Origin of the sequence: Arthrobacter agilis, from assembly GCF_030816075.1 — a bacterium.
Taxonomy (GTDB): Bacteria; Actinomycetota; Actinomycetes; order Actinomycetales; family Micrococcaceae; genus Arthrobacter_D; species Arthrobacter_D agilis_E.
In genome coordinates this window covers 2,462,666-2,489,655 of the sequence record NZ_JAUSXO010000001.1, presented here as the reverse complement: position 1 = coordinate 2,489,655, position 26,990 = coordinate 2,462,666, and the positions used below count along the sequence as shown (strand labels likewise).

Genomic DNA, 26,990 nt, shown 5'->3' with positions numbered 1-26,990 from the left:
CGTGCCGGACGGTGCAGGTCCACGGCCCGGCGGCGGTACACCGCGGGGCGGCAGCAGGACGATGCCTGACGGCAGCACAGCGCCCGGCCCTGAGGCAGCGTCCGGCGATGGTGCGGAGACCGCGACCGGTCCGCAGGACGATGCCGGGGCCGCAGCCGCGATCGCCCTAGCGCACGCCCTGTTCGATGCTGCCCGGCAGGGCGACACCGCGACCCTCGTGCGGTACCTCGATGCGGGTGTGCCGTTCACGCTGACGAACACGGCCGGCGACAGCCTCCTGATGCTCGCCGCGTACAACGGGCACCCGGGCATCGTGCGTGATCTCCTGGCCCGCGGCGCCGACGCCGACCAGGCCAACGACCGCGGGCAGACGCCCCTGGCCGGAGCCGTCTTCAAGGGCCACACCGACGTGGTGCGGCTCCTCGCCGGAGCGGGAGCCGACCCCGATGCAGGGACGCCGTCGGCGCGTGCCGCCGCCGAGCTGTTCGGGCGGACGGAGCTCCTGGAGCTGTTCGGCCGGTAGGGCGGTTCAGCGCGTGAGGTGTCGCGCCCTCACCGCTGGTCGAAGGCCACGGACGTCTGCGTCCCCGCGAAGACGAAGCCCGCCCGACGGGCCGTCCGCTGCGATGCCGTGTTGTCCGTCCGTGCACGCCACTGGGGTACGAGCCCCGCGGCCATCGCCTCCTCGACCGCGACGGCCGCCACACGCCCCGCATAGCCCTTGCGCCGTTCCTCCGGCGGTGTGATGGCGGCGACGTGCGCCAGGATGCCCTCCCAGATGTCGTAACCGGCGCCGGCCAGCGGTGTGGGCTCCGCGCCGCCCTCGCCGTCGCTCCCGTGCACCAGGACGAAGGGGTACTCGACCCCGCCGAGGCCGGCCTCGGCGACGTCGTCGGGCGGACACCTGCGCTCGAGCGCGCGGACGAGCGCAGTCTCGCTCGAGACGACGGCGGACGGCTCGTCGAACTGCGGCAGGGCGTCGCAGAAGTACAGCTGGGCCTCACCGAGCCCGCGTCCGCCATGGTCACGGGTGAGCGTGAGCAGCGTCGACGTGCTGCGCAGTTCCGGACCGGGCAGGTCCCGCCCGGCGTCGACGGCCCAGCCCGGCCCCCTGAGGATCTCGCGCCCGAACAGGGTCACGAAGGTCACCACGGAGGCGTCGTCGTCGATGCTGTACAGGCGTCCCGGGTCCCCGTCGCCGAGCGCCCCGTCGTCGAGTCCGAGCAGCCGCGACCACGCGAGCTGGATGATCGAGATGGTGCCCGGGTCGAGGTCCATCGGTCAGCCGAAGAGGATGGCGGCTTCGTCGTACCGGTGCTGCGGAACCCGCTTCAGGTTCCCGAGCGCCGCTTCGAAGCCCACGTGGGCGATCTCCGTACCGTTGAGCGAGACCATGGTGCCCCACAGCTCGTCGCTGACCGAGTCCACCGCCGCCATGCCGAGGCGCGTGGCGAGCACTCGGTCGAACGACGTGGGGACGCCGCCGCGCTGGATGTGCCCGAGGATCGTCGCACGGGTCTCGATGCCCGTCCGTGCCTCCAGCTCCGGCGCGAGCTGGTCCGCGATGCCGCCGAGGCGGGGCCGGCCGAAGGTGTCCAGTCCGCGTTCGGAGTGTGCCTGCTCCATGTGCGAGGGGACGAAACCCTCGGCGACGACGACGAGCGGGGCGCGGCCTCGCGCGTTGGCGTCGGAGACCCACTCGGCGATCTGCTCGATGCTGGTCTGCTGCTCGGGGATCAGGATGGCGTGGGCGCCGGACGCCATTCCGGCGTGCAGTGCGATCCAGCCCACGTGGCGGCCCATCACCTCGGCGATCATGCAGCGGCTGTGCGACTCGCCGGTGGTGCGCAGCCGGTCGATGGCCTCGGTGGCGATCTGCACGGCGGTGTCGAAACCGAAGGTGTAGTCGGTGGCGTCGAGGTCGTTGTCGACGGTCTTGGGGACCCCGACGATCTTGAGGCCGAGGTCCGTGAGGCGCTTGGCGGCGGCCAGAGTGCCCTCGCCGCCGATCGCGATCATCGCGTCGATCCCGAGGCGCTCGAGGTTCTCCTTGATGGCGTCGGCGCCGCCGTTGCCCTCGAAGGGGTTGGTGCGGGAGGTCCCGAGGATGGTGCCGCCCTGCTTCGAGATCCCCCTCACAGCGTGCCGCGGGAGGTCCATGACGTCGCCCTCGACGACGCCCCGCCACCCGTCACGGAAGCCGACGAACTCCTGCCCGTGCACCTTGATGCCCTTGAGTACGGCACCGCGGATGACGGCATTGAGCCCGGGGCAGTCGCCGCCGCTGGTGAGGATTCCGATCTTCATATGGCGTGGGGTTCCTTTGACGAGGTGGTTGATCCATCCGGAGCACGCCGTCGGGCCCGACTATGATTCTAGACACACCGCGGCCCGGCGGCCGACGCTGCGCCGGGCCACCGCTCGCGGACACCCGGCGCTGCGTGCACCGCCGACCCCGTAGGCTGGGGACCGTCCGGCGCACCAGGGGCTCCAGCCCCTACGATGCGCGCCCAGCCGGTCCGAGGAGGACACCCGCAGTGCCCCAGGCAGGTTTTGCGCCAGCGGCGCTGCGCATGGTCCACATCTCCCGCCCCGTCCTCTGGATCAACACCCTGGGCACCGGTGTCGTCGGGATGTGGCTCACCGGCACGTTCTGGCAGGTCGAGGCGCTCGCGCTCCTGATCTGGCTCACGCTGCCGTTCAACCTCCTCATCTACGGCGTCAACGACATCTTCGACCAGGACACCGACGCCCTCAACCCCCGCAAGGGCTCGCTCGAGGGCGCCCGGATCAGGGCCTCCGAGGTCCGCGCCATATGGCTCGCCGTCCTCGTCACGAACGTCCCGTTCCTCGCCTGGTTCGCGCTGACCCTGCCGCCCGCGGCCCTTACCTGGATAGCGCTCTACGCTCTCGTCTTCGTCTTCTACTCCGCCCCGCCGCTGCGCTTCAAGGCGCGGCCGTACCTCGATTCGATCAGCAACGCCGCCTATGCGTTCCCGCTGGTCCTCGTCCCGTACGCGCTCGGTCATGAGCCCGTGTGGGCTGCCGCCGTCGGTCTGATGGCCTGGAGTGCGGCGAAGCACACGTACGACGCCGTGCAGGACATCGACGAGGACAGGGGAGCGGGGATCACGACGACCGCGGTGCGGCTCGGGGTGCGTGGCGTCGTCGCCTGGAGCGGCGCGTGGTGGGCCGTCTCGACCGTGTGCTTCGCCCTCGTGAACATCCCGGTCGCCGTCGTGAACGCCCTGATCGCCGGATGGCTCCTGTGGGGGCTGTACAGGGACCCGCGCCCCGCGACGGGGCACCGGCTGTACCGCTACTCGATCGCGTTCCCGTACGTCGCGGGGACCGTCGCGGGCGTCCAGCTCGTCGTCGCGCTGACGCTGGGGCTGTACCGATGAGCCGGGTCGTCGTCGTCGGCGGCGGGATCGGTGGCCTCACCGCGGCCGCACTGCTCGGGCGCGCGGGCCACAGCGTGACGCTGCTCGAGGCCTCCGGTCATGTGGGTGGCAAGAGCCGCCGCATCGAGGTCGCGGGGCAGCGCATGGACACCGGGCCGTCGCTCCTCACCTTCCCTGCCGTGTGGCAGGAGCTCCTGGCACTGCTCGACGCCGTCGCGCCGTCCGAAACAGCACCCCCGGATACCGCACCGTCCGCCGTCGCTCCGTCCATCGTTCCGCCGTCCGGAGCGACGGGGTTGTCCGGCGCGGCGGGCTCGGCCGATATCGCGGACCTGCGGCTCGCACGCCTCGAGGAGGTGGGCACGTACTACTACCGCGGCGAGCAGTGCCCGCTGCCCGTGCCCGAGGGGCACCCCTGGCACGAGGCCTGGGTGCGCTTCGCGGCCGAACACGGCATCCTCGGCGGGGACGTGGCACGCCTGCTCACCACGGGACCGCTCGACACCGCGGCCTACCCCGCGCTGACCCGGCTGGGACGGCTGTACGGGCGCAGGCTCACCACACGCAGCTACCTCGACAGCCTGCCGTGGCTGCCCGACGGCCTGCGGGAGGTCATCGCGATCCACACCCTCAACGCCGGTGTGAGCCCCACCCGTACGCCGGCCCTGTACGCGAGCATGCCCGCCATCATGGCGCAGGATGGCGTGTGGATCCCGGAGGGCGGCATCTACGAGCTGGTGCTGGCCCTCGAACGGCTCGCGGTCGACGCCGGCGTCGAGATCCGCACGGGCGAGCCCGCACAGCGCATCGGGCGACGCCGGGTCGTCACCGCGACGGGCACCTACCCTGCCGACGCCGTCGTCAGCGCCCTCGATGCGCACCGCCTCGGCGGGCTCCTCGCGGGCCGCGCGCCCAGGATCCCCCGGAAGCTCACCTGCTCCGCCGTCGGCATCTACGCCGTCCTCGCCCGGCCGCTGCCCGAGGGGACGAGCCGCCACGGCGTGATCATGCCGGACGACCCGGCGGCCCTGTACGCCAGCCTCGAGGCCGGCGACGAGCCCCGCCAGACCATGGCGTTCGCCAACTACTACCCGGCGCACGGGGTGTACCCGAACGCTTCGGCGACCCTCGCACTGCTCCTCACGGCACCCGCGAACGGGAAGACGTACTCGCTCGAGGACCCGTTCGTGCGGCGTGAGCTCGACAGGACGACGCGCGTCCTGGGGCTGCCCGAGCCCATCGAGGAGTACTTCGGCGAGCACGAGATCCTCGATCCCGGCTACTTCGGTGAGCAGGGTTCGGCCGGCGGCGCCCTCTACGGGGCCGTCCGTCCCGCCTGGATGAGCGGACCGTTCCACGTGCCGCCCTACTCGGATCCGGTGCGGCCGTGGCTGTGGCGCGTGGGGGCCTCGGTGCATCCCGGGGGAGGGCTGCCGGCGGTGCTCGGCGGGGCCATGATGTCCACGCAGAAACTCCTGGCACGCCTCGACCCCGAGAGGTAGGGCGGCATGCCGCGTCAGGAGCGCGGCGCGGCCTCCACCGGTTCGTCGCTCTCCCGTGGCGCGTGGGCTGTCTCGGCGAGCTGCAGGCGACGGCGGACCAGCAGGACGATCAGTGCGGCCGCGAGGACGGCGGGGAACAGGAGCCCCGAGAAGACGCACACCCCCAGCCACAGGAACATCGAGACGAGCAGGCTGTCGACGAGCCCCGGTCGCAGTGGCGCCGCTGTGAGCCGTCGCCCCCCGATCCAGGTCAGGAGGGCCGACGCGATGAGTCCGGAGATGAGCCACCCGACGTAGTTGGAGAGGGGCACCCCGTAGTAGGGGCCGCCGTCGGGCCAGATCCAGAAGCCGAGCGCTGCAGCTCCCGGATCCAGGACGCCGTCGACCACCACCAGCAGCAGCCCGCCGAGGACGATCCTCCGCAGGACGGTCCCGGTCCCGGACACCACGGCGACCGCGCCGATGACCAGCGGGACGTACGAGAGCGGCAGCAGGTACGGCACCAGGCCGAGGATCGTGGGGCCGAGCGGATCGCCGTAGTAGAACTCGCCGTAGGGGTATCCGGTCGCCACCCCGAAGCCCTCGATCAGGTAGCCGAAGACGGCGATGGCTGCGAGCGCCGCGGCCCCTCGCGCTGCACCGAACTGCCGGACGAGGGCGATGAACGCGGGCAACGCGATCAGCAGGTTGAAGCCGTACGAGGCGTATTCGGCACCCTCGACGTCGGGGAACCGCACCACGAAGTAGCCGGAGATGAAGAGGAAGGCGCAGGACGCGATGAGCAGGCGCGGGAAGGCGTGGGCGGGGGTGGTCTTCGGCACGCTGTCCATCCTCGCAGGTCACACGGCGGAAGGGACATCCGCGGCATGCGCGGATGTCCCTTCCGTGGGTGGTGCAGGGGCCCTAGCGGCGGAGGAGCTTCTCCAGGACGATGGTGCCGTCGGTCGCGGGGAGCAGCAGCCACAGGACGAGGTAGAGGGGGAGTCCGATGAACGGCAGGAGGAAGCTGAGCAGCATCCCGATGCGCACGTAGCTCACGCGCCAGCCGTACTGCCGGGCGATACCGGAGGCGATACCGCCGAAGATGCCACCCGGCGCCCGTTTGACGGGGGATGAGCGGAGGATCTGGTAGAAGGACTGCATGGTGTGCCTTTCGGGTCGTATGGGGTCGTATGGGGGAGGTGCGCTGTGGTCAGTAGGTCGAGGGGCCGTCGTCGTCCTCCGACGTCGGCCGTGTCCGTAGTGACAGGATGCCACCCGCCACCAGCGTGAGCCCGACACCGACGAGCAGGCCGAGGGCCACGATCACCGGGTCGATGGTCAACGCGATGAACTGGCTGACGAGGAGCAGGACGGCGACCGCGAGGAGAAGGGCTCCCCAGACGATGGTGACGACGCGCGCGCGGCGCTTCGGTCGGTTCAGTGAGGTGCTCATGGGGTGTCTCCTGCGGGGGTGCCGGGGCTCGGGGTGGGGGTGCTGTCGGGGGAGGTGTCGATGCCCGGCGACGTCACGACGGTGACGTCGCTCAGGGCGCCCCGCACGTCGAGGATGAGCGTGGCCCCGGTCGCATCGGGGTTCAGCTCGCCCTTGCTCAGTTGCAGGACGCCGCCGTCGCCGTCGAACCGCGGTGACGGCGTGTCGGAGTCCGACGCCGTCCCCTGGGCGTCGGCGCTACCCAGCGCCATCCGGGTGCGTACCTCGACCGGTACGTCCTCGGGGACCACCACCGTGACGTCGCTGGCCAGCGAGTTCACCGGTACCACGACGTCCCGCGCCGGCCTGGGCAGGTCGGCGAGGTCGATCGTGGTCTGCGCGGCCAGGACGCTGTACCCGTCCGAGGCTGCCTGCAGCGATGCCGGCACGGTTCTCGACTCCTGTGCCACGATCCACGTTCCGCCGACCAGGGTGAACGAGGCGATGAGAGCCCCGATCGTCGCGAGGGCCGCCGTCAGGCCGACGAGCCCCGAGGTGCGGCCCCGGAGGCCCAGTGCGACGACGCCCAGGGCGAGGACGATCGCTGCCGTGGAGAGTGCCACGACGGCCGCGTTCGAGACATCGAGGACATTCATGTAGTCGAAGGCGAGGACGATGGCGGCGACGGTCACCGCCGCGCCGATGAGGAGTGCCGTGGCGGACCCGGAGGGGCGGGGCGGTCGGTTGTCGACCGCCCGAGCCTTCCGGCCCGGAGCGCCGGCGTCGAGGGTCCCTGCTCCCGGATAGGCCGAGACCTCGGACCAGCCCTGGTAGGGCTGGTAGGGCTCGTACGGCTGCGGGTAGGCACGGGTCTGCGTGGAGGCGTCGGGCCGGTACGGCAGCGGTACCGTCCGGTACGCATCCGGGTCCTGGACGGCGTTGCGGTCGTCGTCCTGTCCGTCGCTGTCCTGTCCGACGTCGGTCCCGTCGGAGGAGGACCCTCCTGACGAGGATCCGGCGGACGAGGACCCGGCCGCGTAGGTCGCGCTCCCGAACGTCCGGACGGGATCTCCCGAGTCGTCGGGATCCTCGGACTCGGCCGAACCGGTAGGACCATACGAGCTGTCAGAGCTGTCAGAGCTGTCAGAGCTGTCGGAACCGCCGGTACCGGCGGAGCCCATAGGTCCGGTAGGTCCGGTGGGACCGGCTGAGCCCGTAGGTCCGAAGGGACCGGCTGAGGGACCGGCTGAACCCGTAGGCCCGAAGGGGCCGGTGGGACCGGCAGGGCCGGGTCCGCCGGAGGCCGGCGGTGCGGCCGGCCCGAACGGTGCAGGCCCGGAAGGGGGAACCGGACCACCACCGGGACCGCCACCGTAGCCGTTGGGTCCATGACCCGGCATTCCCGGACGGACTCCACCGCCGCTGGACCGGTTGACGATCCAGTACACGAAGAGGATGACGGCGGCGATCCAGAACAGCGTCCAGATCAACCCCCCGCCGTCCCCGCGGAAGGGGACGTTGGGGCCCCACAGCCCGATGGTCACCAGGACCGCGGCGCCGGTCAGCCCGGAGGTCCAGGAGCCCCGGCCGGCCTGCTCGAGGTGGATGCGTCCGTCGGGCTCGGGGAGTAGAGCCCACGCGAGTCCGTACAGCAGCACGCCGATGCCGCCGAAGACGGCCAGGACCACGATCAGTCCCCGGACGAGGGCCAGGTCCAGGCCCGTGCGGCGGGCCACGCCGCCGGCCACTCCGCCCAGCCAGCGGTCGGGTGCCCGCGTGACGTCCAGCCCGCGGATCCAGCGGTAGAACGCCGACGAGGTGGGAGGTCCCGCTGGATGCGGTGCGGCCGGTTCTTGCTGCCAGGACGGCCCGCCTGGGTTCGGTGCTGAGGTCATGCCTCCATGCTTCCGTGGGAAACGGGGCCGCGGTATCGGGGCCGACCCTGATTGAACCCTGAGAACGCCCTGATTCCTCTCCGGGAGCAGCCCCGAGGAGGCTCCCGTATGTTGTGATGTTGCTATGAGACCACCGCTGCTGCGCAGATCCGACGGCGTCATCGCCGGAGTCTGCGCCGGGCTCGCGGTGCACCTGGGCGTCTCACGGTCCTGGGTCCGTGTGGGCATGGCCCTCCTGACCCTCGCCTCGGGCGCCGGCATCCTGCTGTACGCCTGGCTCTGGATCTTCGTCCCCACCGCGGCGGACAAGGCTGCGGAGGCGGGCCGGAAGAGCGGCCCCGCGGCCTTCATGGACGCTGTCGGTACGGATGCCGGGCGTCTCGGGGGTTCCGACGGAGCGGCGGGGCCGGCTCCTGGGCGTGCACGCACCCCCGCCTCCCCGGGGACGGCCGGTCTCCTCGATGCGGAGTCGTGGCGCGAGCGCACCCTGAGCGCGGGCCGCCGGGAGATCCTGTTCGGTACGGCCCTGCTCCTCGCGGCGGCCGTGCTCGTGGTGCAGCTGCTCGGGGTCCAGATCAACTGGGGCTTCCTCGTCCCGATCGCGGTCGTGGCGACGGGCGCCGCCCTGGCCTGGGCGCAACTGGACGAGGTGCGCCGGGCCACGGTCATGAACCGTGCGGGAGCTGGACGGTTCGGCGGAACGCTGCGGCTGCTCGCGGGCATCGTGCTCGTGGTGACGGGTGTGCTCGTCGCCCTGTCCAGCAGCGGCTCGTGGACCCTGACGGTCGCCACGCTCGTCGCGGTGCTCGCCGTCCTCGCCGGGGTGGGCCTGGTCCTCGCCCCGTGGGGCCTGAAATTCTGGCGCGACCTCGAGAGGGAGCGTGCGGGCCGCGTGCGGGAGACCGAGCGCGCGGAGATCGCAGCCCACCTGCACGACTCCGTCCTGCAGACCCTCGCGCTCATCCAGAACCGCGCCGATTCGGAGACCGACGTGCTGCGCCTGGCCCGGGCCCAGGAGCGTGAACTGCGTCAATGGCTCTTCGCCGATCCCGCCCGTGACCCGGGTAGCCTCGCCGAGCGCCTGCGCGGCATGGCAGGCGAGATCGAGGACCTCTACGGCCACCCGGTCGCCGTCGTGGCCGTGGGCGACGCCGCCCTCGGGCCCGCCGAGGACGCCCTGGCACAGGCGGCACGGGAGGCCATGCTCAATGCCGCGAAGCATGCGGGGGTCGCGGTGTCCGTCTACCTCGAGGCAGGCAGCGATGCCGTCGAGGTGTTCGTCCGGGACCGCGGACCCGGGTTCGACCCGGCGGCCGTCCCGCCGGACCGCCTCGGGATCCGCGAATCGATCCACAGCCGCATGACGCGCCATGGCGGCTCGGCCGCCCTGCGGAGCGATGCGGACGGCACCGAGGTGCGGCTGCGGCTGCCCAGCGCCGTCGGGCGCAGCGCCTAGGCCGTTCGTCTAGGCTGGCGGCAATGACGCAAGGCGCCGAGTTCCCACCGCGCGGGACGGACACGGGACGACGGACACGGGACGACGAGAGGCTGCAGGACGGCCGGGGAGGGGTATCGATGGACAGCGACGACCCGCTGACGGAGACGGCGGTGCCCGCCACGGTGTCCGTGGTGATCGTCGACGACCACGGGATCTTCCGCTCGGGCCTCCGCGCGGCGCTCGGGCCGGTCATCCGTGTGCTCGGTGAGGCCGCGACGGTGGAGGAGGCCGAGGCCGTCATCACGTCCACGGCGCCGGACGTCGTCCTCCTCGACGTGCACCTGCCGGGCGGACGCGGCGGCGGCGGCGCCGAGGTCATCCACCGGTGCGCCAAACGCGGGGCGGCGTCCCGGTTCCTCGCCCTCAGCGTCTCCGACTCCGCCGAGGACGTCGTCGCCGTCATCCGCGCCGGCGCCCGCGGCTACGTCACCAAGACCATCTCGGGGCCCGAGATCACCGACGCGGTCCAGCGCATCGCCTCGGGCGACGCCGTGTTCTCCCCGCGCCTCGCCGGGTTCGTCCTCGATGCGTTCGGAACGGCGTCCGTGGCCGTCGACGACGAGCTCGACCGCCTCTCGGCACGCGAACTGGAGGTCATGCGGCTCATCGCGCGCGGCTACAGCTACAAGGAGACGGCGAAGGAACTCTTCATCTCCGTGAAGACGGTGGAGACCCACGTGTCCGCGGTACTCCGGAAGCTGCAGCTGTCCTCACGCCACGAGCTGACGCGCTGGGCCACGGAGCGCAGACTGCTCTGAGGTCGCCCCGGGACTAGCGCGCTGAGCCCAGGAACTCCTGGAGGCGAGCGACGCCGGTCGCGAGGTCCTCGTCACCGAGGGCGTAGGACAGCCGCAGGTAGCCACTGGGTCCGAAGGCCTCGCCGGGCACGACGGCGACCTCCACCTTCTCGAGGATCAGCGCGGCGAGCTCGGCGGACGTCGCGGGCACCACCCCGTCGAAGCTGCGGCCGAGCAGCGCCCGCACGTCCGCATACGCGTAGAAGGCGCCGTGCGGCGTGGGGCACTCCACGCCCTCGATCTCGTTCAGCGCCGAGACCATCGCCCGACGGCGGCGGTCGAAGGCCACCTTCATCTCGTCGACGGCCGTCAGCGGTCCCGAGACCGCGGCCAGTGCCGCCATCTGCGGGACGTTCGACACGTTCGACGTCGCGTGCGACTGCAGGTTCGTCGCGGCCTTCACGAGGTCCGTCGGGCCGACCATCCAGCCCACACGCCAGCCGGTCATCGCGTAGGTCTTCGCGACACCGTTGAGGATGACCACCTTGTCACCGAGGGACGGCGCCGCCGTCGCGATCGAGGTGAACGGCAGGCCGTCGTACGTCAGGTGCTCGTAGATCTCGTCCGTCACGACCCAGAGCCCGCGCGCCGCAGCCCATTCCCCGATCTCCCGCACGGCGTCCGCGCCGTACACGGCGCCCGTCGGGTTCGACGGCGACACGAACAGCAGCACCTTCGTGCGCGGCGTCAAAGCGGCCTCGAGCTGGTCGACCGTCACGAGATAGCCCTGCTCGGGGCCGGCGAACACCTCGACGGGCACGCCTCCCGCGAGACGGATGGCCTCCGGATAGGTGGTCCAGAACGGGGTGGGCACGAGGACCTCGTCCCCCGGATCGAGGAGGCCCGCGAAGGACTCGTAGACGGCCTGCTTGCCGCCGTTCGTCACGAGCACCTGGGCGGGATCCACCGCGTACCCGGAGTCACGCAGGGTCTTCTCGGCGATCGCCTGCTTGAGCTCGGGGAGCCCGCCGGCCGGGGAGTACCGGTGGAACCTGGGCTGGCGTGCAGCCGCGATCGCCGCCTCGACGATGTAGTCCGGAGTGGGGAAGTCGGGCTCACCCGCGCCGAACCCGATGACCGGGCGTCCGGCCGCCTTCAGCGCCTTGGCCTTCGCGTCGACAGCCAGCGTCGCCGACTCCGCGATCGAGTCGATCCGCCGGGAGATCCGGGGGAGTGCTGCGCGGAGTGAGTCGTCGGTCGTCGCGTTCATCGGGTCCCGTTCCGTGAGGGTCTGCTGTCAGCTTCCAGCTTAGGTGCTGGCACCTGCGGGGCCCCGACCGGAGGCGTCACGGTGCCGCAGGAACCGCGCGCGAGCCGCGGAGAACGCCGTCCGGACGCCGATCGGGGCGCCCGGTTCGACGTTCCGCCGGTGAGTGCGTAGACTTGTTCCTCGGTGTTGAAACACCATGATGGATCGTGCCCTCGACGGGCCGTCCGGAATGGAAGCTGTACGTCTTCAAAACCAAAGGGTAGTGGCGCAATTGGTAGCGCAGCGGTCTCCAAAACCGCAGGTTGCAGGTTCGAGTCCTGTCTGCCCTGCGCGTAGCCTTCGCAGGTAGCTGGCGAAGGCACGGCAGAAAAAGATCACGAAGCCCCGGCGCAGGCACAGGCCCCGCGCGGCGGTAAACATGATCAGCTGGGGGCGCCACTGGTGGTCCGGCTGGAACACCACACAGATTGATGAGGTTGACGGTGACCGATACGGCTGCGAGCAGCTCCAAGGGAAGCCCCGCCGAGAAGAAGGCTCCCCGACGCGGGTTCTTCGGACGCATCATGCTGTTCATCCGCCAGGTCCTCGCGGAGCTGGGGAAGGTCGTCACACCAACCCGCCGGGAACTGGTTCGATTCACCATCACCGTCCTCGCCTTCGTGGTCATCATGATGCTCGTCGTGACCGCCCTGGACCTCCTGTTCGGGGCCGGCGCGGTATGGGTCTTCGGCGACAACTGATCCCGACCGCAGGAATGCACGCTCCGGTACGGCTGTTGACGTGTCGGATTGAGTACAGGCAAGCAAGACAACTTTCGAAAGCAGGCGGCTAGGTGTCCGAGCAAGAACTCGAACGGCAGATCACTCCCGAAGATGGTCTGGAGAACGAGGAGTACGCAGTAGAGGCGGACTCCGACCTCGACGTGCCTGCTGAGGATTCCGGCGCCTACCCCTCCGCCACCGATGTCACCGCCGAGGACGGGCTCCTCGCGGACGACGTCGAGGCCGACGCCTCGGACGCGGCCGACGCCGACATCGAGGCGACCGCCACGGACGCCGTCGACGAGGCCGCCGGCTCGATCGACGAGGCCACCGGGTCGGAGGGCGACGACGCCCCCGCCGAAGAGGCTCCGGACCCGGTCGCCGACTTCAAGGCCAAGCTCCGCCGCCAGGAGGGTGACTGGTACGTCATCCACTCCTACGCCGGCTACGAGAACCGCGTGAAGGCGAACCTCGAGACCCGCATCCAGACGCTGGACATGGAAGATTACATCTTCGAGATCCAGGTACCGATGGAAGAGGTCGTCGAGATCAAGAACACCACGCGGAAGATCGTCAACCGCGTGCGGATCCCCGGCTACGTCCTGGTCCGGATGGACCTCACCGACGAGTCCTGGGGTGCGGTCCGGCACACGCCGGGTGTCACCGGCTTCGTCGGCAACGCCCACAACCCTGTCCCGCTGAGCCTCAACGAGGTGTTCTCGATGCTCGAGCACACCATCGTCCACACCGACGCGGAGTCGGGCAAGCCGGTGCAGCCGCAGTTCACCCCGGCGACCGTCAACTTCGAGGTCGGCGAGTCCGTCACCGTCAACGAGGGGCCCTTCGAGACCCTCCCGGCGACCATCTCGGAGATCAAGCACGAGTCGCAGCAGCTCGTCGTGCTCGTCTCGATCTTCGAGCGCGAGACGCCTGTCACGCTCTCGTACAACCAGGTCACCAAGATCCAGTAAAGCTTCGGCGCCACCCGGCTTGCTTGGTCGGGGAGCGCCGTCAGGCCGTCACGCCAGAACGGCCACCACCCCGCAGGACGCTCCTGTCCGGCGGGAACGCAATGCAAGAGAAGGACCCTTTCATGGCCCCCAAGAAAAAGGTCACCGGCCTCATCAAGCTGCAGATCAACGCAGGCGCCGCCAACCCGGCTCCTCCGATCGGTCCCGCGCTTGGCCAGCACGGTGTCAACATCATGGAATTCTGCAAGGCGTACAACGCCGCGACGGAATCCCAGCGTGGAAACGTCATCCCCGTGGAGATCACGGTGTACGAGGACCGCTCGTTCACCTTCATCACCAAGACCCCTCCGGCCGCCGAGCTGATCAAGAAGGCTGCCGGCGTCGCCAAGGGCTCCGGTACGCCTCACACGGTGAAGGTCGCGAAGCTGACCAACGCCCAGGTCGAGGAGATCGCCACCATGAAGATGGAAGACCTCAACGCCAACGACGTGCAGGCAGCGGCGAAGATCATCGCCGGCACCGCCCGTTCCATGGGCATCACGGTCGAGGGCTGACAGCCCCACCACCCCGCCCGTGTCCGGTACCTCCGGACGAGGGCACACCACCATTTCACAGCACGACGGCACCGCGGGAGCGGGACGGCGTGAGTGGCAGGGCCCGGCGCGGTCCGACGACCACGACTGCATAAGGAGAACAAGCAGATGGCACAGCGCAGCAAAGCATACAAGGGAGCTGCCGCGAAGATCGAGGCGGACAAGCAGTACGCCCCCCTCGAAGCGGTAGTCCTCGCGAAGGAGACCAACCCGTCGAAGTTCGACGCGACGGTGGAGGTGTCCTTCCGCCTCGGAGTGGACCCCCGCAAGGCGGACCAGATGGTTCGCGGCACCGTGAACCTCCCCCACGGCACCGGCAAGACCGCCCGCGTCCTGGTTTTCGCGACCGGTGACCGGGCAGAGGCCGCCATCGCGGCCGGCGCCGACTTCGTCGGTTCCGACGACATGATCGAGAAGGTCTCCGGCGGTTGGACCGACTTCGACGCAGCGGTCGCGACCCCCGACCTCATGGGCAAGGTGGGACGCCTCGGAAAGATCCTGGGCCCCCGCAACCTGATGCCCAACCCGAAGACCGGCACGGTCACGGCGGACGTCGCCAAGGCCGTCACCGACATCAAGGGTGGAAAGATCGACTTCCGCGTCGACAAGCACTCCAACCTCCACTTCATCATCGGGAAGGTCTCCTTCGACGAGCAGAAGCTGGGCGAGAACTACGCCGCTGCACTCGAGGAGATCCTCCGCCTGAAGCCGTCGGCTTCGAAGGGCCGCTACATCCAGAAGGCCACGGTCTCCACCACCTTCGGTCCCGGCATCTCCGTCGACCCGAACGTCACCAAGGTGTTCACCGTCTAGGTCGACCACCCGAGAGAGCCCCGCGGCATGCGCCGCGGGGCTTTTTCGTGTCCGCCGCCAACAGTGGTTGAGTAATCCCAATCACTGGACCTATGCTGGGCCGATGGCCATCACGATCGAGCAGCTCCCGATCCCCGCGACCCTCGACGCCTCAGGGGGAGACTTCGCACGGAGCGCCGCGGTCAGCAACGCGGTGGAGAGCGCGCTGTGGGGCCACGACGACTTCCGGCTGGAGGTGGAGGAACGCCTCACCCTGATGCAGCCCACCCCGGACCGCGAGCGCGTGCTCGGTGTGGCGCGGGAGGACGGCGCCATCGTCGCGAACGCCCGCCTCAGTATCCCGCAGCGCGACAACCTGCGGACGGCCTACCTCCAGATCGAGGTGCTGCCCGCACACCGGCGGCGCGGCACGGCCACGGCCCTGCTCGCCTTCATCGAGCAGCAGGCGGCATCCCGAGGGAGGGCCGTCCTCATGTCCTGGAGCGACGCGCGCGTGGACGGGCCCGACGGATCGGGGGCGCGGTTCCTCGTGCCGCCGACGGGGGCCGGCGGATTCCCTGCCGACGACGCCTCGGCCGTCCTCGCCCTGCGCTCGGGCTTCGATCTCGTCCAGGTGGATCGCCAGAGCGTCCTCGAGCTCGCCGGGCTGCGGGGGAGCGCGGCCGCGCCGCACGGTCTCGCCGCGCTGGAGTCCGGGGCCGCTGCGACGGCCCCGGGGCGGTACGCGCTCCTCACCTGGACGGGCCGGTGCCCCGATCATCTGGTGGAGGACTATGCGCTCCTGCGCCGGCGCATGAGTACGGACCCTCCGCTCGGTGGCTTCGCCCAGGAGGAGGAGCTGTGGGATGCGGCGCGCATCCGGCAGACGGAGGAGACGGCACTCGAGGTAGGCACCTCGAGCCTCGTCTGCGCGGTGCGGCACGAGACGACCGGGCACCTGGTGGGGCACACCATCCTCGAGCGTTTCGCCTCGAGACCGGCCGTGGTGTACCAGGAGGACACGCTCGTGCTGAAGGAGCACCGCGGGCACCGGCTCGGGATGCGCCTGAAGGCGGCGAACCTCCGGCGGGCGCTCGTCGAGTGGCCGGACGCGCAGCGCGTCTACACCTGGAACGCCGAGGAGAACACGTTCATGCTCGACGTCAACGTGGCCCTCGGCTTCCGACCGGCGGGACGCACCGCAGGATGGCAGAAGGTCCTGCCGTAGCGACGGGGCGGGCGGGGCCCCACGATTTGGTCGGCCCGCCCGCGTCGCGTACGCTTGGAGGACCAAAGACCGTCGGTCGATCCACCTCCGCTTCCTCAGAGTGCATCCGTGTGCTCACCGGAAGAAGGACGAAGATCCGAAAGTTCCCGTGAGGGACGGCCTACGCAGGTGATACGAAGCTCCTCTCCACCGGCCCCGCGCCCGTGTCGAGCAAGGCCCCGTGCATCTGCGCGGGGCGTTTCCATTGGGGCTGGAAAACCGGCGCATATCCCCGGAAGGAGGGTTATGGCAACGCCAACCAAGGTTTCTGCAGTGGATGAGATCACCACCGATTTCAAGGATTCCACCGCCGCTGTCCTGACCGAATACCGCGGGCTCACCGTCGCTCAGCTCAAGGACCTGCGTCGTGCCCTCGGCAACGACAACAAGTTCTCCGTCGTCAAGAACACCCTGACCGGCATCGCGGCGAAGGAGGCGGGCATCGACGCGTTCGACGGCCAGCTGTCCGGACCCACCGCGATCGCCTTCATCAAGGGTGACGCCGTCGCTGCAGCCAAGAGCCTCACGGATTTCGCGAAAGCCAACCCGAAGCTCGTCATCAAGACCGGAATCTTCGAGGGCAAGGCCCTGAACGCCTCCGAGGTCGTCGCCCTGGCGGCCCTCGAGTCGCGCGAACTCCAGCTCGCCCGGGTGGCAGGTGTCCTCAAGGCGCCGATGTCCGCCCTGGCTCGCACCGTCGATGCACTGCGCATCAAGCTCGAGGAGGAAAGCGGCGCTGCACCTGCAGCCGACGCTGACGCTCCTGCAGCCGAGGAGGCCGCTGCTCCCGCAGAGGCCGCCACGGAGGCTCCCGCCGAGGAAGCCGCAGCAACCGAAGCGAACTAGTTTCACTTCGCCCCACACACTCCGGTGCAGTGCACCACTACAGGAAGGACGCCTCCCATGGCGAAGCTCACCAACGAAGAGCTCATTGAAGCTTTCAAGGAACTGTCCATCATTGAACTCTCGGACTTCGTAAAGCTGTTCGAGGAGACCTTCGATGTCACCGCTGCTGCCGTTGCAGTCGCAGGCCCCGCCGGCGGCGGCGCCGGCGAAGCAGCCGAAGAGGAGCAGACCGCGTTCGACGTCGTCCTCGAGGCTGCCGGCGACAAGAAGATCGCAGTGATCAAGGAAGTTCGCGCGCTCACCTCGCTGGGCCTCAAGGAAGCCAAGGACGTTGTCGACAGCGCCCCCAAGGCAGTCCTCGAAGGCGCCACCAAGGAAGCCGCAGAGAAGGCCAAGGAGGCCCTCGAGGCCGCCGGCGCCACCGTTACCCTCAAGTAACACAGCTGTATCCGCGGCCGGCCTCCGCCGGAACCGCTGCAGGACGGAAAGACCCCCGCTTCACTCGAAGCGGGGGTCTTTTCGCGTCGTGGGTGCCGGCCGGTGGTCCGGCGCGGCCGCTCAGCGCCAGAGCAGGAGTGCCTCGCCCTGGCCGCCGCCGCCGCACAGGCTCACTGCCGACCTGCCGCTGCCGCGCCGTGCCAGCTCCATCGCCGCGTGCAGGGCGAGCCGCGTGCCGGAGGCGCCGATCGGGTGGCCCAGGGCGATGGCCCCGCCATGGATGTTGCATTTCTCCAACGGGTAGTCGAGGTCCTTGAGCGACTGGACCGCCACGGACCCGAACGCCTCGTTGATCTCGATGAAGTCCAGATCCGCGGGCATCCAGCCGGCGCGGTCGAGGGCCTGCCGGATGGCGGCCGAGGGCTGGGAGTGCAGCGTGTTGTCCGGTCCCGCGACCTGCCCGGGCGGCCCGACGACGGCGAGTACGGTGAGTCCCGCCTCCTCGGCGTAGGCGCGCGTGGTGACGACGAGTGCGGCGGCGCCGTCGGACAGGGGCGAGGAGTTGCCTGCCGTGATGGCGCCGTCCGGGTTGAACGCGGGGCGCAGCTTCGCGAGCGTCTCGACCGTGGTCGCCGGCCGGATCCCCTCGTCGGCGGTGAGGACGACGTCGTCGCCCTTCCTCTGCCGGACGGCGACGGGGACGATCTCCTCGGCGAGCACCCCGCCGTCGGTCGCGGCCGCCGCGCGCCGGTGGGAGGCCGCCGCGACCTCGTCCTGGGCGGTGCGGGGGATCTCGAGGCGCACGTTGCCGCGCTCCGTCGAGGCTCCCATGGACTCGTCGTCGAACGCATCGGTCAGGCCGTCGTGGGCCACGGAGTCCAGGGCCTGCAGGGAGCCGTAGGTCCAGCCCTGGCGGGAGCCCGGCAGGAGGTGCGGCCCACGGGTCATCGACTCCTGGCCGCCGGCCACGACCACGCGGGCCTCGCCGCTGCGGATGAGCCGGACGGCGTCGATCACGGCGGTCAGGCCGGAGAGGCAGACCTTGTTCACGGTGACGGCGGGGACGGTCCAGGGGATGCCGGCCTTGACCGCGGACTGCCGTGCCGGGTTCTGGCCGCAGCCTGCCTGCACCACGTGGCCCATGATGACGGCGTCGACCGCGGCGGGTTCGACGCCCGCGCGGTCCAGGGCGCCGGCGATGGCGAGCGCGCCGAGCTCGACGGCGGTGAAGGAGGCGAGCTGTCCGTTGAGGCGCCCGAGGGGTGTCCGGGCTCCGCCGACGAGGACGACGTCGTCGGGCGTTGGCGTGGGTGTCGCCATGGCGAAACTCTCTTTCGTCGTTGAAATGGTGCCGCTATCAGCGTAGGTGCTGCAGACCCGTTCCCCCTGCTGCCGGGGTCAGGCAGACCCGCGCGGGCCCGGGCCGTCGGCGCCCTGCGGGTAGAGCAGGGGGAGCTGGAGCGTGAGCCAGGGGCTGAAGGCCCACGGTGTCGCGGTGACCGCGCGGACGAGGTGCGGGGCGTCCACCCACTGGAAGTCCATGACCTCCTCGGGCAGGGGGTCCACGGCGCTCTCGGCGACGGCGGTGTAGACGGGGCAGATCTCGTTCTCGACGATGCCCGACGCATCGACGGCGCGGTACCGGAAGTCCGGGAGCGCGGGCCGGATGTCCCGGACCGTGAAGCCGAGCTCCTGGGTGGCACGGCGGTTCACCGCGTCCTCGAAGGCCTCCCCGGGGGCGGGGTGGCCGCAGAAGGAGTTGGTCCACACGCCCGGCCACGCCTTCTTGGACAGGGCCCGCCGGGTCACGAGGATGCGCCCGGCATCGTCGAACACGTGCGTGGAGAAGGCGAGGTGGAGGGGTGTGTCGAGCGTGTGGACGGTCGACTTCTCGTGTGTCCCACGGGGGGTGCCGTCCTCGGCCAGCAGCACCACGAGCTCGGTCTCCGCGCCCGTCCGGTCCGATCCTGCCGCGTCCTGCCGCGTGGTCCCTGCTTCGCTCGCCATCGTGGCACCCTTTTTTCGCCGGTGGTCCGGCCGGCGGGTCCGCCTGCGCCGGGCAGCCCATCGGGCTGCCTGCGCCCCGCATTTCGTCAGGAGCGCAGTATCCGTTGTTTACTTTACCTATGGACATGGACACCCTGCTCGTCGAGCCCGGCGGGCTCGAGCAGGTCGAGGATGCCCTCGGGCGATTCTTCGAGGAGTCCAAGGTCCGCGCGGCGAAGATCGGTCCCGGCTACCACGCCCTGTGGGAGACCCTCGAACGGTGCACCGCCGGCGGCAAGCGGTTCCGCCCCCGCATGGTCATGTCCGCATACCAGATGCTCGGCGGCCGGGACATCGAGAACGCCGCCGAACTCGGCGCGGCCTTCGAACTGCTGCACACGGCCCTGATCGTGCACGACGACGTGATCGACCGGGACTTCGTCCGCCGCGGCATCCCCAACGTCTCCGGGCACTACCGCAGCGTCGCCGAGGGTGCAGGACTGTCCCCCGAGGGGGCACGCCACGTGGGGCTGTCGGCCGGGGTGATCGCGGGCGACCTCGCGCTGTCCAACGCCTACCGGCTGCTCGAGCGCATCGAGGCACCGACCGCCACGCGCCGCCGCCTCGGGCAGATCCTCGACGAGGCGGTCTTCGCCTCGGCCGCGGGAGAGTTCCTCGACATCGAGTCCTCGCTGGATCCCGCCATGCCTCCCCTCGAGGACATCGTGCAGATGGCCCGGCTGAAGACCTCCGTCTACTCCTTCGAGGGACCGCTGCAGGCCGGCGCCGTCCTCGCGGGCGCCGACGAGGAGGTCATCGGGCGGCTCGGCGACTTCGGACGCGACGCCGGGATCGCCTACCAGATCGCGGACGACCTGCTGGGTGTCTTCGGCAACGAGACACGCACCGGGAAGACCAACTGGGGTGACCTGCGCGAGGGGAAGCGCACCGCCCTGATGTCCTTCGTCGCGGACCGCCCGGAGTGGAGCAGCATCTCCTCGCTGGTCGGCAGTCCCGGAATGTCCGCCTCGGACGCCGACTACGTCCGGCGCATCCTCGTCGACAGCGGCGCCCGGGACTACTCGGCGGATCTCGCGGCGGACTACGCGTCCCGGGCCCGCACCCACCTCGAGTCCGGTGCCGTACCGCCGGCGCTGCGCACGGCTCTCGAGCCCGTGGTGACGGCCGTCGTGGACCGGGTGCGCTGAGTGGGCGTCCGGGACTCCCTCGCGCGCTACGACGCTGCCGCCTATCGGACCTCCGCCGAGGTGATCCGCTCCTACTCGACGTCCTTCGGACTGGCCGCGCGCACCCTGGACCGCGCCACGCGTGCGCACATCGAGGCGGTGTACGCGCTCGTCCGCGTGGCCGACGAGATCGTCGACGGCGCCGCGGCCGGGGCGGGCGTCCCGGCCGCCGGGGTGGAACGGCTCCTCGACGACCTCGAGCGCGAGGCCGAGCAGGCGATGGCCACCGGGTACAGCGCCAACCTCGTGGTGCACGCCTTCGCGGTGACGGCGAGGAGCACCGGGATCGGCACGGACCTCACGCGGCCCTTCTTCGCCTCGATGCGCGCGGACATCACCCAGCGCGAGCACACCCCCGAGTCCTTCGACCTGTACGTGTACGGGTCGGCCGAGGTCGTCGGGCTCATGTGCCTGAAGGCCTTCCTCGTCGGACGGCCGGTGACCCCCGAGCAGGACGCCGTCCTCGTGGACGGGGCGCGGCACCTCGGCGCCGCCTTCCAGAAGATCAACTTCCTGCGCGACCTCGCAGAGGACTTCTCGACCCTCGGGCGCAGCTACTTCCCGGGCGTCCGCCCCGGCAGTTTCGGCGAGGCAGACAAGATCCGCCTGCTCGACGACATCGATGAGGACCTGCGGATCTCCGCCGCCGCGCTCCCGGGCCTGCCCGCCACGCCCCGCCGCGCCGTCGCCCTCGCCCAGGGCCTGTTCACCGAACTCGCGGCCCGGCTCCGGCGCACCCCCGCCTCCGAGCTCCTCCGAGCACGCATCCGGGTCCCCAACCCGGTGAAGTTCCGCATCCTGGCGCAAGCCTTCACCGGTCGCGCGATACCGGAAGCCACCGCGCAGGAGAGGACGGCATGACCGCACAGCAGAGCGAGCGTTCCCGGGTGGGCGGACAGGACGTCGTCGTCATCGGCGGCGGGATCGGCGGCCTGGCCACCGCAGCCCTGCTGGCGCGGGAGGGCCACCGCGTCACGCTGCTGGAGAAGCGCGACCGGGTCGGCGGCCGCGCGGGGTCCTGGGAACAGGACGGCTTCCGCTTCGACACCGGTCCCTCCTGGTACCTGATGCCCGAGGTCATCGACCACTTCTTCAAGCTGATGGGCACGAGCGCCGACGAGCAGCTCGACCTCGTGAAGCTCGACCCGGGCTACCGCGTGGTCTTCGAGGACGGGCTCGACACCGTCGACGTGCCCGCGGACCGCGAGGCCGTCACGAAGCTCTTCGAATCCCTGGAGGCCGGAGCGGGGGAGCAGCTCTCCCGGTACCTCGACTCGGCCGAGGACGCCTACGAGATCGCCAAGAAGCGCTTCCTCTACTCGACCTACCAGTCGTTCCTGCCGTTCCTGCGCCCCGATGTCCTGAAGCGGCTCCCACGCATCGGTGCGCTGTTGCTGCAGCCACTGCAGTCCTTCGTCGAGAAGCGCTTCACGGATCCCCGCATCCGGCAGATCCTCGGCTACCCGGCCGTGTTCCTCGGCAGCTCGCCCTTCGACGCGCCGAGCATGTACCACCTCATGAGCCACCTCGACCTCGATGACGGCGTGCTCTACCCCATGGGGGGCTTCACCACCCTCATCGAGGCGATGCGCCGCGTCGCCGTGGCTGCCGGCGTCGAGATCCGCACGGGCGCCGACGTCACCGCGATCGACACCGACCACCGCACCCCCGGACGCTCCCCGCTCGATCGCCGGGCGGCCAGCGTGCGCGCGGTCACCTACCGCAGCGGCGGCACCACGACGTCCATCGGTGCCGACATCGTCGTCTCCGCCGCGGACCTCCACCACACCGAGACCACGCTGCTGCCGACCGGCCTGCAGACCTACCCGGAGACGTACTGGGAGAAGCGCGTCCCCGGGCCGAGCGCCCTCCTGCTCTACCTGGGCGTCCGGGGCGGGCTGCCGCAGCTCGAGCACCACACGCTGCTGTTCACCACCGACTGGCGCGACAACTTCGGCCGGATCTTCGGCAAGGAGACCTCCGTCCCCTCGCCGGCGTCGCTGTACGTCTGCCGGCCCAGCGCCACCGACGACTCCGTGGCGCCGGAGGGCCATGAGAACGTCTTCGTCCTCGTGCCCATCCCGGCCGACGTGACGATCGGCAGGGGAGGCCTGGCGGGCGGGGGAGACGCCCGGGTGGAGGAGATCGCCGACGCCGTCATCGGGCAGATCGCCACGTGGGCCGGCATCCCGGATCTCGCGGAGCGCGTCGTCCTGCGCCGCAGCTACGGTCCGCAGGACTTCGCGGACGATCTCAACGCCTGGCGCGGCACCTCGCTCGGACCGGCGCACATCCTGAAGCAGAGCGCGTTCTTCCGGGGCTCCAACCGGAGCGCGAAGGTCGACAACCTGTTCTACGCCGGCAGCTCCACCGTGCCGGGGATCGGCATCCCCATGTGCCTGATCAGCGCGGAGCTCATCGTCAAGCGGCTGCGGGGTGACACCAGCACGGGGCCGCTGCCGGAGCCGGCAGCCCGCTAGGTCTCCCCGGCGGCCGGAGGGTACCGCCCTCACTTCCTCCCCACGAGGCGCGGCGGGCTTGACGCACGAAGGGGAGAGGGGTATTGGACATTACGCCGTGGGTGGCGTAATGTAGTTCTTTGCGTCTTCCCTCTAAACCTCAGCCTTCATATAGCGGTGGGCTTTGCTCTGCTCTCGTCGTTGACCTGGCCTCCTGGTGGGGAAGGGCGCGAGCAGACCCGGTGAGCACTGAGATCCCCGCAGCATACTGCGGTGGCGGTGCTGAGGCGAAAGCGCTGACAAGCCTGACGGTCTGTGGAAGGATCCCTCTTGGTCGCCCCGAGCACCTCTAATAATGCAACCGCTACCAGCCAGGTCGACGCCGACGGCGCCGCACCCCGGCTCTCATTCGCAAAGATTCACGAACCGCTTGAAGTTCCCAACCTCCTCGCCCTGCAGACGGACAGCTTCGACTGGCTCGTCGGCAACGAGCGCTGGAAGGCCCGCGTTGAGGAAGCGCTGGAAAAGGGACTGCAGGGTGTAGCCACGACCTCCGGTCTGGCCGACATCTTCGAGGAGATCTCCCCGATCGAGGACTTCCAGGGCACCATGTCCCTGAGCTTCTCAGAGCCCGAGTTCGCGGACCCCAAGTACACCATGGCCGAGTGCAAGGATCGCGATGCGACCTACTCCGCGCCGCTGTACGTCAAGGCCGAGTTCATGAACAACAACACGGGCGAGATCAAGCAGCAGACCGTCTTCATGGGCGACTTCCCCCTCATGACCGACAAGGGCACCTTCGTCATCAACGGCACCGAGCGCGTCGTCGTGTCGCAGCTCGTCCGTTCACCGGGTGCCTACTTCGAGCGCACGGCCGACAAGACCAGTGACAAGGACATCTTCAGCGCGAAGATCATCCCGTCGCGTGGTGCCTGGTTCGAGCTCGAGATCGACAAGCGCGACCAGGTCGGCGTGCGCCTCGACCGCAAGCGCAAGCAGTCCGTCACCGTGCTGCTGAAGGCCCTCGGCTGGACCGAAGGCCAGATCCTGGAGGAGTTCGGCCAGTACGACTCCATCCGCGCCACCATGGAGAAGGACGCGACGGAGACCCGCGAGGACGCCCTCCTGGACATTTACCGCAAGCTGCGACCGGGCGAGCCCCCCACGGTCGAGGCTGCCCAGACCCTCCTGGACAACCTGTACTTCAACCCGAAGCGCTACGACCTCGCGAAGGTCGGCCGGTACAAGATCAACCGCAAGCTCGGCATCGACAAGGACCTCACGGATTCCGACGCCTCGGTGCTGAACATCGACGACATCGTCGCGATGATCAAGTTCCTGGTCGCCCTGCACGCCGGTGAGAAGACCCTCGGCGGCAAGCGTGACGGCGGCGACGTCGAACTCCGCGTCGAGGTCGACGACATCGACCACTTCGGCAACCGCCGCATCCGCGCCGTCGGCGAGCTCATCGAGAACCAGGTCCGCACCGGCCTGTCCCGCATGGAGCGCGTCGTCCGCGAGCGTATGACGACCCAGGACGTCGAGGCGATCACGCCGCAGACCCTGATCAACATCCGCCCCGTCGTGGCCGCGATCAAGGAGTTCTTCGGAACCTCCCAGCTCTCGCAGTTCATGGACCAGAACAACCCGCTGGCCGGACTGACGCACAAGCGTCGCCTGTCCGCGCTGGGCCCGGGTGGCCTGTCCCGTGACCGCGCCGGCATGGAGGTCCGTGACGTCCACCCGTCGCACTACGGCCGCATGTGCCCCATCGAGACCCCTGAAGGCCCGAACATCGGCCTGATCGGTTCGCTCGCCTCGTACGGCCGGATCAACGCGTTCGGCTTCATCGAGACCCCGTACCGCAAGGTAGTCGACGGTCTGGTCACGGACCAGATCGACTACCTGACCGCCGACGACGAGGTGGAGCGCCTCATCGCCCAGGCGAACGCGCCCCTCGACGCCGACAACACGTTCACCGAGGACATGGTCCTCGTGCGGACGCGTGGTGGTTCGGGCGAGCCCGTGCTCGTCGAGCCCGGCGAGGTCGAGTACATGGACGTCTCCCCGCGCCAGATGGTGTCCGTCGCGACCGCGATGATCCCGTTCCTGGAGCACGACGACGCCAACCGCGCCCTCATGGGTGCGAACATGCAGCGCCAGGCCGTGCCCCTGCTCCGTTCCGAGCGTCCCCTCGTGGGCACCGGCATGGAGAAGAACGCCGCCGTCGATGCCGGTGACGCCGTCACCGCGACGAAGGCCGGTGTGGTCAACGAGGTGTCGGCCGACCTGGTCAGCGTCCTCAACGACGACGGCACCGAGACGAACTACCCGATCATGAAGTTCGCCCGCTCGAACCAGGGCAACGCGTACAACCAGCGCGTCCTGGTCTCCGAGGGCGACCGCGTCGAGTACAACACGATCATCGCCGACGGTCCCTCCACGGACCAGGGCGAGCTCGCGCTCGGCAAGAACATGCTCGTGGCGTTCATGTCCTGGGAGGGTCACAACTTCGAGGACGCGATCATCCTGTCGCAGCGCATCGTCTCCGACGACGTCCTGACGTCGATCCACATCGAGGAGCACGAAGTCGATGCCCGCGACACCAAGCTCGGTGCCGAGGAGATCACGCGTGACATCCCGAACGTCTCCGAAGAGGTCCTCGGTGCGCTCGACGAGCGCGGCATCATCCACATCGGTGCCGAGGTCGAGGCCGGCGACATCCTCGTCGGTCGCGTCACCCCCAAGGGCGAGACGGAACTGACCCCCGAGGAGCGCCTGCTGCGCGCCATCTTCGGCGAGAAGAGCCGCGAAGTCCGCGACACCTCGCTGAAGGTCCCCCACGGTGAGTCGGGAACCGTCATCGGTGTGCGCATCTTCGACCGCGACAACGACGACGAGCTGCCCCCGGGCGTCAACCAGCTGGTCCGCGTGTACGTGGCGCAGAAGCGCAAGATCACGGACGGTGACAAGCTCGCGGGCCGCCACGGCAACAAGGGCGTCATCTCCAAGATCCTCCCGATCGAGGACATGCCGTTCCTCGAGGACGGCACGCCCGTCGACATCGTCCTGAACCCGCTCGGCGTCCCCGGACGCATGAACGTGGGCCAGGTCCTCGAGATCCACCTCGGCTGGGCAGCCAAGCAGGGCTGGAAGATCGAGGGCGAGCCGGAGTGGATGAAGAACCTCCCGAACCTTCCCCGGGAGATCGCCACCACCACCGTCGCGACCCCCGTGTTCGACGGCGCGACCGAGGACGAGATCGTCGGCCTGCTCGGCTCGACGAACGTGACCCGTGACGGACAGCGCCTCATCGGCGAGTCCGGCAAGGCGCGCCTGTTCGACGGCCGCTCCGGCGAGCCGTTCCCGGACCCGATCTCCGTCGGCTACATGTACATCCTGAAGCTCCACCACCTGGTGGACGACAAGATCCACGCGCGCTCCACCGGCCCGTACTCGATGATCACGCAGCAGCCGCTGGGTGGTAAGGCACAGTTCGGCGGCCAGCGCTTCGGTGAGATGGAAGTGTGGGCCCTCGAGGCCTACGGTGCGGCGTACACGCTGCAGGAACTCCTGACCATCAAGTCGGACGACATCCACGGACGCGTCAAGGTGTACGAGGCCATCGTCAAGGGCGAGAACATCCCCGAGCCGGGCGTTCCCGAGTCCTTCAAGGTGCTGATCAAGGAAATGCAGTCGCTGTGCCTGAACGTGGAGGTCCTCTCCACCGACGGCACGACGATCGAGATGCGTGACTCGGATGAAGAAGTCTTCCGGGCCGCGGAGGAACTGGGCATCGACCTCTCACGGGCCGAGCCGAGTTCCGTCGAAGAGGTCTAGGTATCGCGTACCGGTCCAGTCCGGTACCCGGAACGGCGGCCACGAAATTTCTGGCGGCCGCGGGCGGCCT

Annotated in this window: 25 protein-coding genes and 1 tRNA gene; 17 read left to right on the top strand and 9 right to left on the bottom strand. The window is 69.8% G+C overall.

Annotated elements, in window-relative coordinates:
• The first annotated feature begins 61 nt into the window (after positions 1-61).
• A complete protein-coding gene (locus QFZ50_RS11560) occupies positions 62-523 on the top strand; it encodes an ankyrin repeat domain-containing protein (RefSeq protein WP_307084304.1) in 462 nt (153 codons plus the stop codon).
• Positions 524-552: 29 nt separating this feature from the next.
• Here QFZ50_RS11560 and QFZ50_RS11555 read toward each other — a convergent pair whose 3' ends face one another.
• Both QFZ50_RS11555 and QFZ50_RS11550 read right to left on the bottom strand, forming a co-directional pair.
• A complete protein-coding gene (locus QFZ50_RS11555; RefSeq protein WP_307084302.1) occupies positions 553-1,278 on the bottom strand; it encodes a GNAT family N-acetyltransferase in 726 nt (241 codons plus the stop codon).
• 3 nt (positions 1,279-1,281) lie between these two features.
• On the bottom strand, positions 1,282-2,307 hold the full coding sequence (locus QFZ50_RS11550; protein WP_307084300.1) for a 6-phosphofructokinase: 1,026 nt from the start codon (positions 2,305-2,307) through the stop codon (positions 1,282-1,284).
• A gap of 230 nt (positions 2,308-2,537) precedes the next feature.
• Between QFZ50_RS11550 and QFZ50_RS11545 the strand changes: the two genes are divergently transcribed.
• Positions 2,538-3,404, top strand: coding sequence for a UbiA family prenyltransferase (locus tag QFZ50_RS11545; protein WP_307084298.1), 867 nt, complete (start codon positions 2,538-2,540; stop codon positions 3,402-3,404).
• Positions 3,401-4,906, top strand: coding sequence for a phytoene desaturase family protein (locus QFZ50_RS11540; protein WP_307084296.1), 1,506 nt, complete (start codon positions 3,401-3,403; stop codon positions 4,904-4,906). The genes QFZ50_RS11545 and QFZ50_RS11540 overlap by 4 nt, the downstream gene beginning before the upstream one ends.
• A gap of 14 nt (positions 4,907-4,920) precedes the next feature.
• On the opposite strand, the gene QFZ50_RS11535 is transcribed toward QFZ50_RS11540, so the two are convergent.
• From QFZ50_RS11535 to QFZ50_RS11520, 4 genes are all read right to left on the bottom strand, one after another.
• Entirely contained in the window at positions 4,921-5,727 is an 807-nt protein-coding gene (locus QFZ50_RS11535) for a carotenoid biosynthesis protein (protein ID WP_307084294.1), read from the bottom strand.
• A gap of 82 nt (positions 5,728-5,809) precedes the next feature.
• Positions 5,810-6,049 (bottom strand): PspC domain-containing protein, encoded by a 240-nt coding sequence (locus QFZ50_RS11530; protein ID WP_307084292.1) that lies wholly within the window; start codon positions 6,047-6,049, stop codon positions 5,810-5,812.
• Positions 6,050-6,098: 49 nt separating this feature from the next.
• Positions 6,099-6,341 carry a hypothetical protein gene (locus QFZ50_RS11525; protein WP_307084290.1) on the bottom strand — a complete coding sequence of 81 codons (243 nt, stop codon included), beginning with the start codon at positions 6,339-6,341 and terminating at the stop codon, positions 6,099-6,101.
• Positions 6,338-8,215, bottom strand: a complete 1,878-nt coding sequence (locus QFZ50_RS11520; RefSeq protein WP_307084288.1) for a PspC domain-containing protein — start codon at positions 8,213-8,215, stop codon at positions 6,338-6,340. Before QFZ50_RS11520 ends, QFZ50_RS11525 begins: the two co-directional genes overlap by 4 nt.
• Before the next feature lie 124 nt (positions 8,216-8,339).
• Between QFZ50_RS11520 and QFZ50_RS11515 the strand changes: the two genes are divergently transcribed.
• Together QFZ50_RS11515 and QFZ50_RS11510 are read left to right on the top strand one after the other, a co-directional pair.
• Positions 8,340-9,671: an ATP-binding protein gene (locus tag QFZ50_RS11515; protein WP_307084286.1), complete on the top strand. Its 1,332-nt coding sequence runs from the start codon at positions 8,340-8,342 to the stop codon at positions 9,669-9,671.
• A 119-nt stretch (positions 9,672-9,790) separates the two neighbouring features.
• On the top strand, positions 9,791-10,471 hold the full coding sequence (locus QFZ50_RS11510) for a LuxR C-terminal-related transcriptional regulator (protein WP_307086786.1): 681 nt from the start codon (positions 9,791-9,793) through the stop codon (positions 10,469-10,471).
• Between the two features lie 13 nt (positions 10,472-10,484).
• Here the strand turns inward: QFZ50_RS11510 and QFZ50_RS11505 are convergent, their stop codons facing one another.
• The gene (locus QFZ50_RS11505) at positions 10,485-11,720 is read right to left on the bottom strand and encodes a pyridoxal phosphate-dependent aminotransferase (RefSeq protein WP_307084284.1); all 1,236 of its coding nucleotides are present in this window, start codon (positions 11,718-11,720) and stop codon (positions 10,485-10,487) included.
• Between the two features lie 256 nt (positions 11,721-11,976).
• On the opposite strand from QFZ50_RS11505, the gene QFZ50_RS11500 reads away from it, so the two are divergent.
• The 8 genes from QFZ50_RS11500 to rplL all read left to right on the top strand — a co-directional run bounded on the left by QFZ50_RS11500 (position 11,977) and on the right by rplL (position 17,388).
• A tRNA-Trp gene (locus QFZ50_RS11500) sits at positions 11,977-12,049 on the top strand.
• A gap of 153 nt (positions 12,050-12,202) precedes the next feature.
• A complete protein-coding gene (gene secE / locus QFZ50_RS11495; protein ID WP_307084282.1) occupies positions 12,203-12,460 on the top strand; it encodes a preprotein translocase subunit SecE in 258 nt (85 codons plus the stop codon).
• A 92-nt stretch (positions 12,461-12,552) separates the two neighbouring features.
• Complete coding sequence (gene nusG, locus QFZ50_RS11490; RefSeq protein WP_307084280.1) at positions 12,553-13,452, top strand: transcription termination/antitermination protein NusG; 900 nt, start codon at positions 12,553-12,555, stop codon at positions 13,450-13,452.
• A gap of 122 nt (positions 13,453-13,574) precedes the next feature.
• Positions 13,575-14,006, top strand: coding sequence for a 50S ribosomal protein L11 (gene rplK, locus QFZ50_RS11485; protein ID WP_087030133.1), 432 nt, complete (start codon positions 13,575-13,577; stop codon positions 14,004-14,006).
• Between the two features lie 147 nt (positions 14,007-14,153).
• On the top strand, positions 14,154-14,858 hold the full coding sequence (gene rplA, locus QFZ50_RS11480; RefSeq protein ID WP_307084277.1) for a 50S ribosomal protein L1: 705 nt from the start codon (positions 14,154-14,156) through the stop codon (positions 14,856-14,858).
• Between the two features lie 103 nt (positions 14,859-14,961).
• Positions 14,962-16,065 (top strand): GNAT family N-acetyltransferase, encoded by a 1,104-nt coding sequence (locus QFZ50_RS11475; RefSeq protein WP_307084275.1) that lies wholly within the window; start codon positions 14,962-14,964, stop codon positions 16,063-16,065.
• A gap of 285 nt (positions 16,066-16,350) precedes the next feature.
• The gene (gene rplJ, locus QFZ50_RS11470; protein WP_105032935.1) at positions 16,351-16,950 is read left to right on the top strand and encodes a 50S ribosomal protein L10; all 600 of its coding nucleotides are present in this window, start codon (positions 16,351-16,353) and stop codon (positions 16,948-16,950) included.
• Positions 16,951-17,007: 57 nt separating this feature from the next.
• Positions 17,008-17,388 carry a 50S ribosomal protein L7/L12 gene (rplL, locus tag QFZ50_RS11465; protein ID WP_307084273.1) on the top strand — a complete coding sequence of 127 codons (381 nt, stop codon included), beginning with the start codon at positions 17,008-17,010 and terminating at the stop codon, positions 17,386-17,388.
• Between the two features lie 120 nt (positions 17,389-17,508).
• Here the strand turns inward: rplL and QFZ50_RS11460 are convergent, their stop codons facing one another.
• Complete coding sequence (locus QFZ50_RS11460; RefSeq protein WP_307084271.1) at positions 17,509-18,708, bottom strand: acetyl-CoA C-acetyltransferase; 1,200 nt, start codon at positions 18,706-18,708, stop codon at positions 17,509-17,511.
• 78 nt (positions 18,709-18,786) lie between these two features.
• Positions 18,787-19,395 carry an isopentenyl-diphosphate Delta-isomerase gene (gene idi / locus QFZ50_RS11455; protein ID WP_307084269.1) on the bottom strand — a complete coding sequence of 203 codons (609 nt, stop codon included), beginning with the start codon at positions 19,393-19,395 and terminating at the stop codon, positions 18,787-18,789.
• 119 nt (positions 19,396-19,514) lie between these two features.
• On the opposite strand from idi, the gene QFZ50_RS11450 reads away from it, so the two are divergent.
• From QFZ50_RS11450 to rpoB, 4 genes are all read left to right on the top strand, one after another.
• Positions 19,515-20,582, top strand: a complete 1,068-nt coding sequence (locus tag QFZ50_RS11450) for a polyprenyl synthetase family protein (protein ID WP_307084267.1) — start codon at positions 19,515-19,517, stop codon at positions 20,580-20,582.
• Complete coding sequence (locus QFZ50_RS11445; protein WP_307084265.1) at positions 20,583-21,482, top strand: phytoene/squalene synthase family protein; 900 nt, start codon at positions 20,583-20,585, stop codon at positions 21,480-21,482.
• The gene (gene crtI, locus QFZ50_RS11440) at positions 21,479-23,101 is read left to right on the top strand and encodes a phytoene desaturase family protein (protein ID WP_307084263.1); all 1,623 of its coding nucleotides are present in this window, start codon (positions 21,479-21,481) and stop codon (positions 23,099-23,101) included. Before QFZ50_RS11445 ends, crtI begins: the two co-directional genes overlap by 4 nt.
• Positions 23,102-23,410: 309 nt before the next feature.
• The gene (gene rpoB, locus QFZ50_RS11435) at positions 23,411-26,920 is read left to right on the top strand and encodes a DNA-directed RNA polymerase subunit beta (RefSeq protein ID WP_307084261.1); all 3,510 of its coding nucleotides are present in this window, start codon (positions 23,411-23,413) and stop codon (positions 26,918-26,920) included.
• The last annotated feature ends 70 nt before the right edge of the window (positions 26,921-26,990 follow it).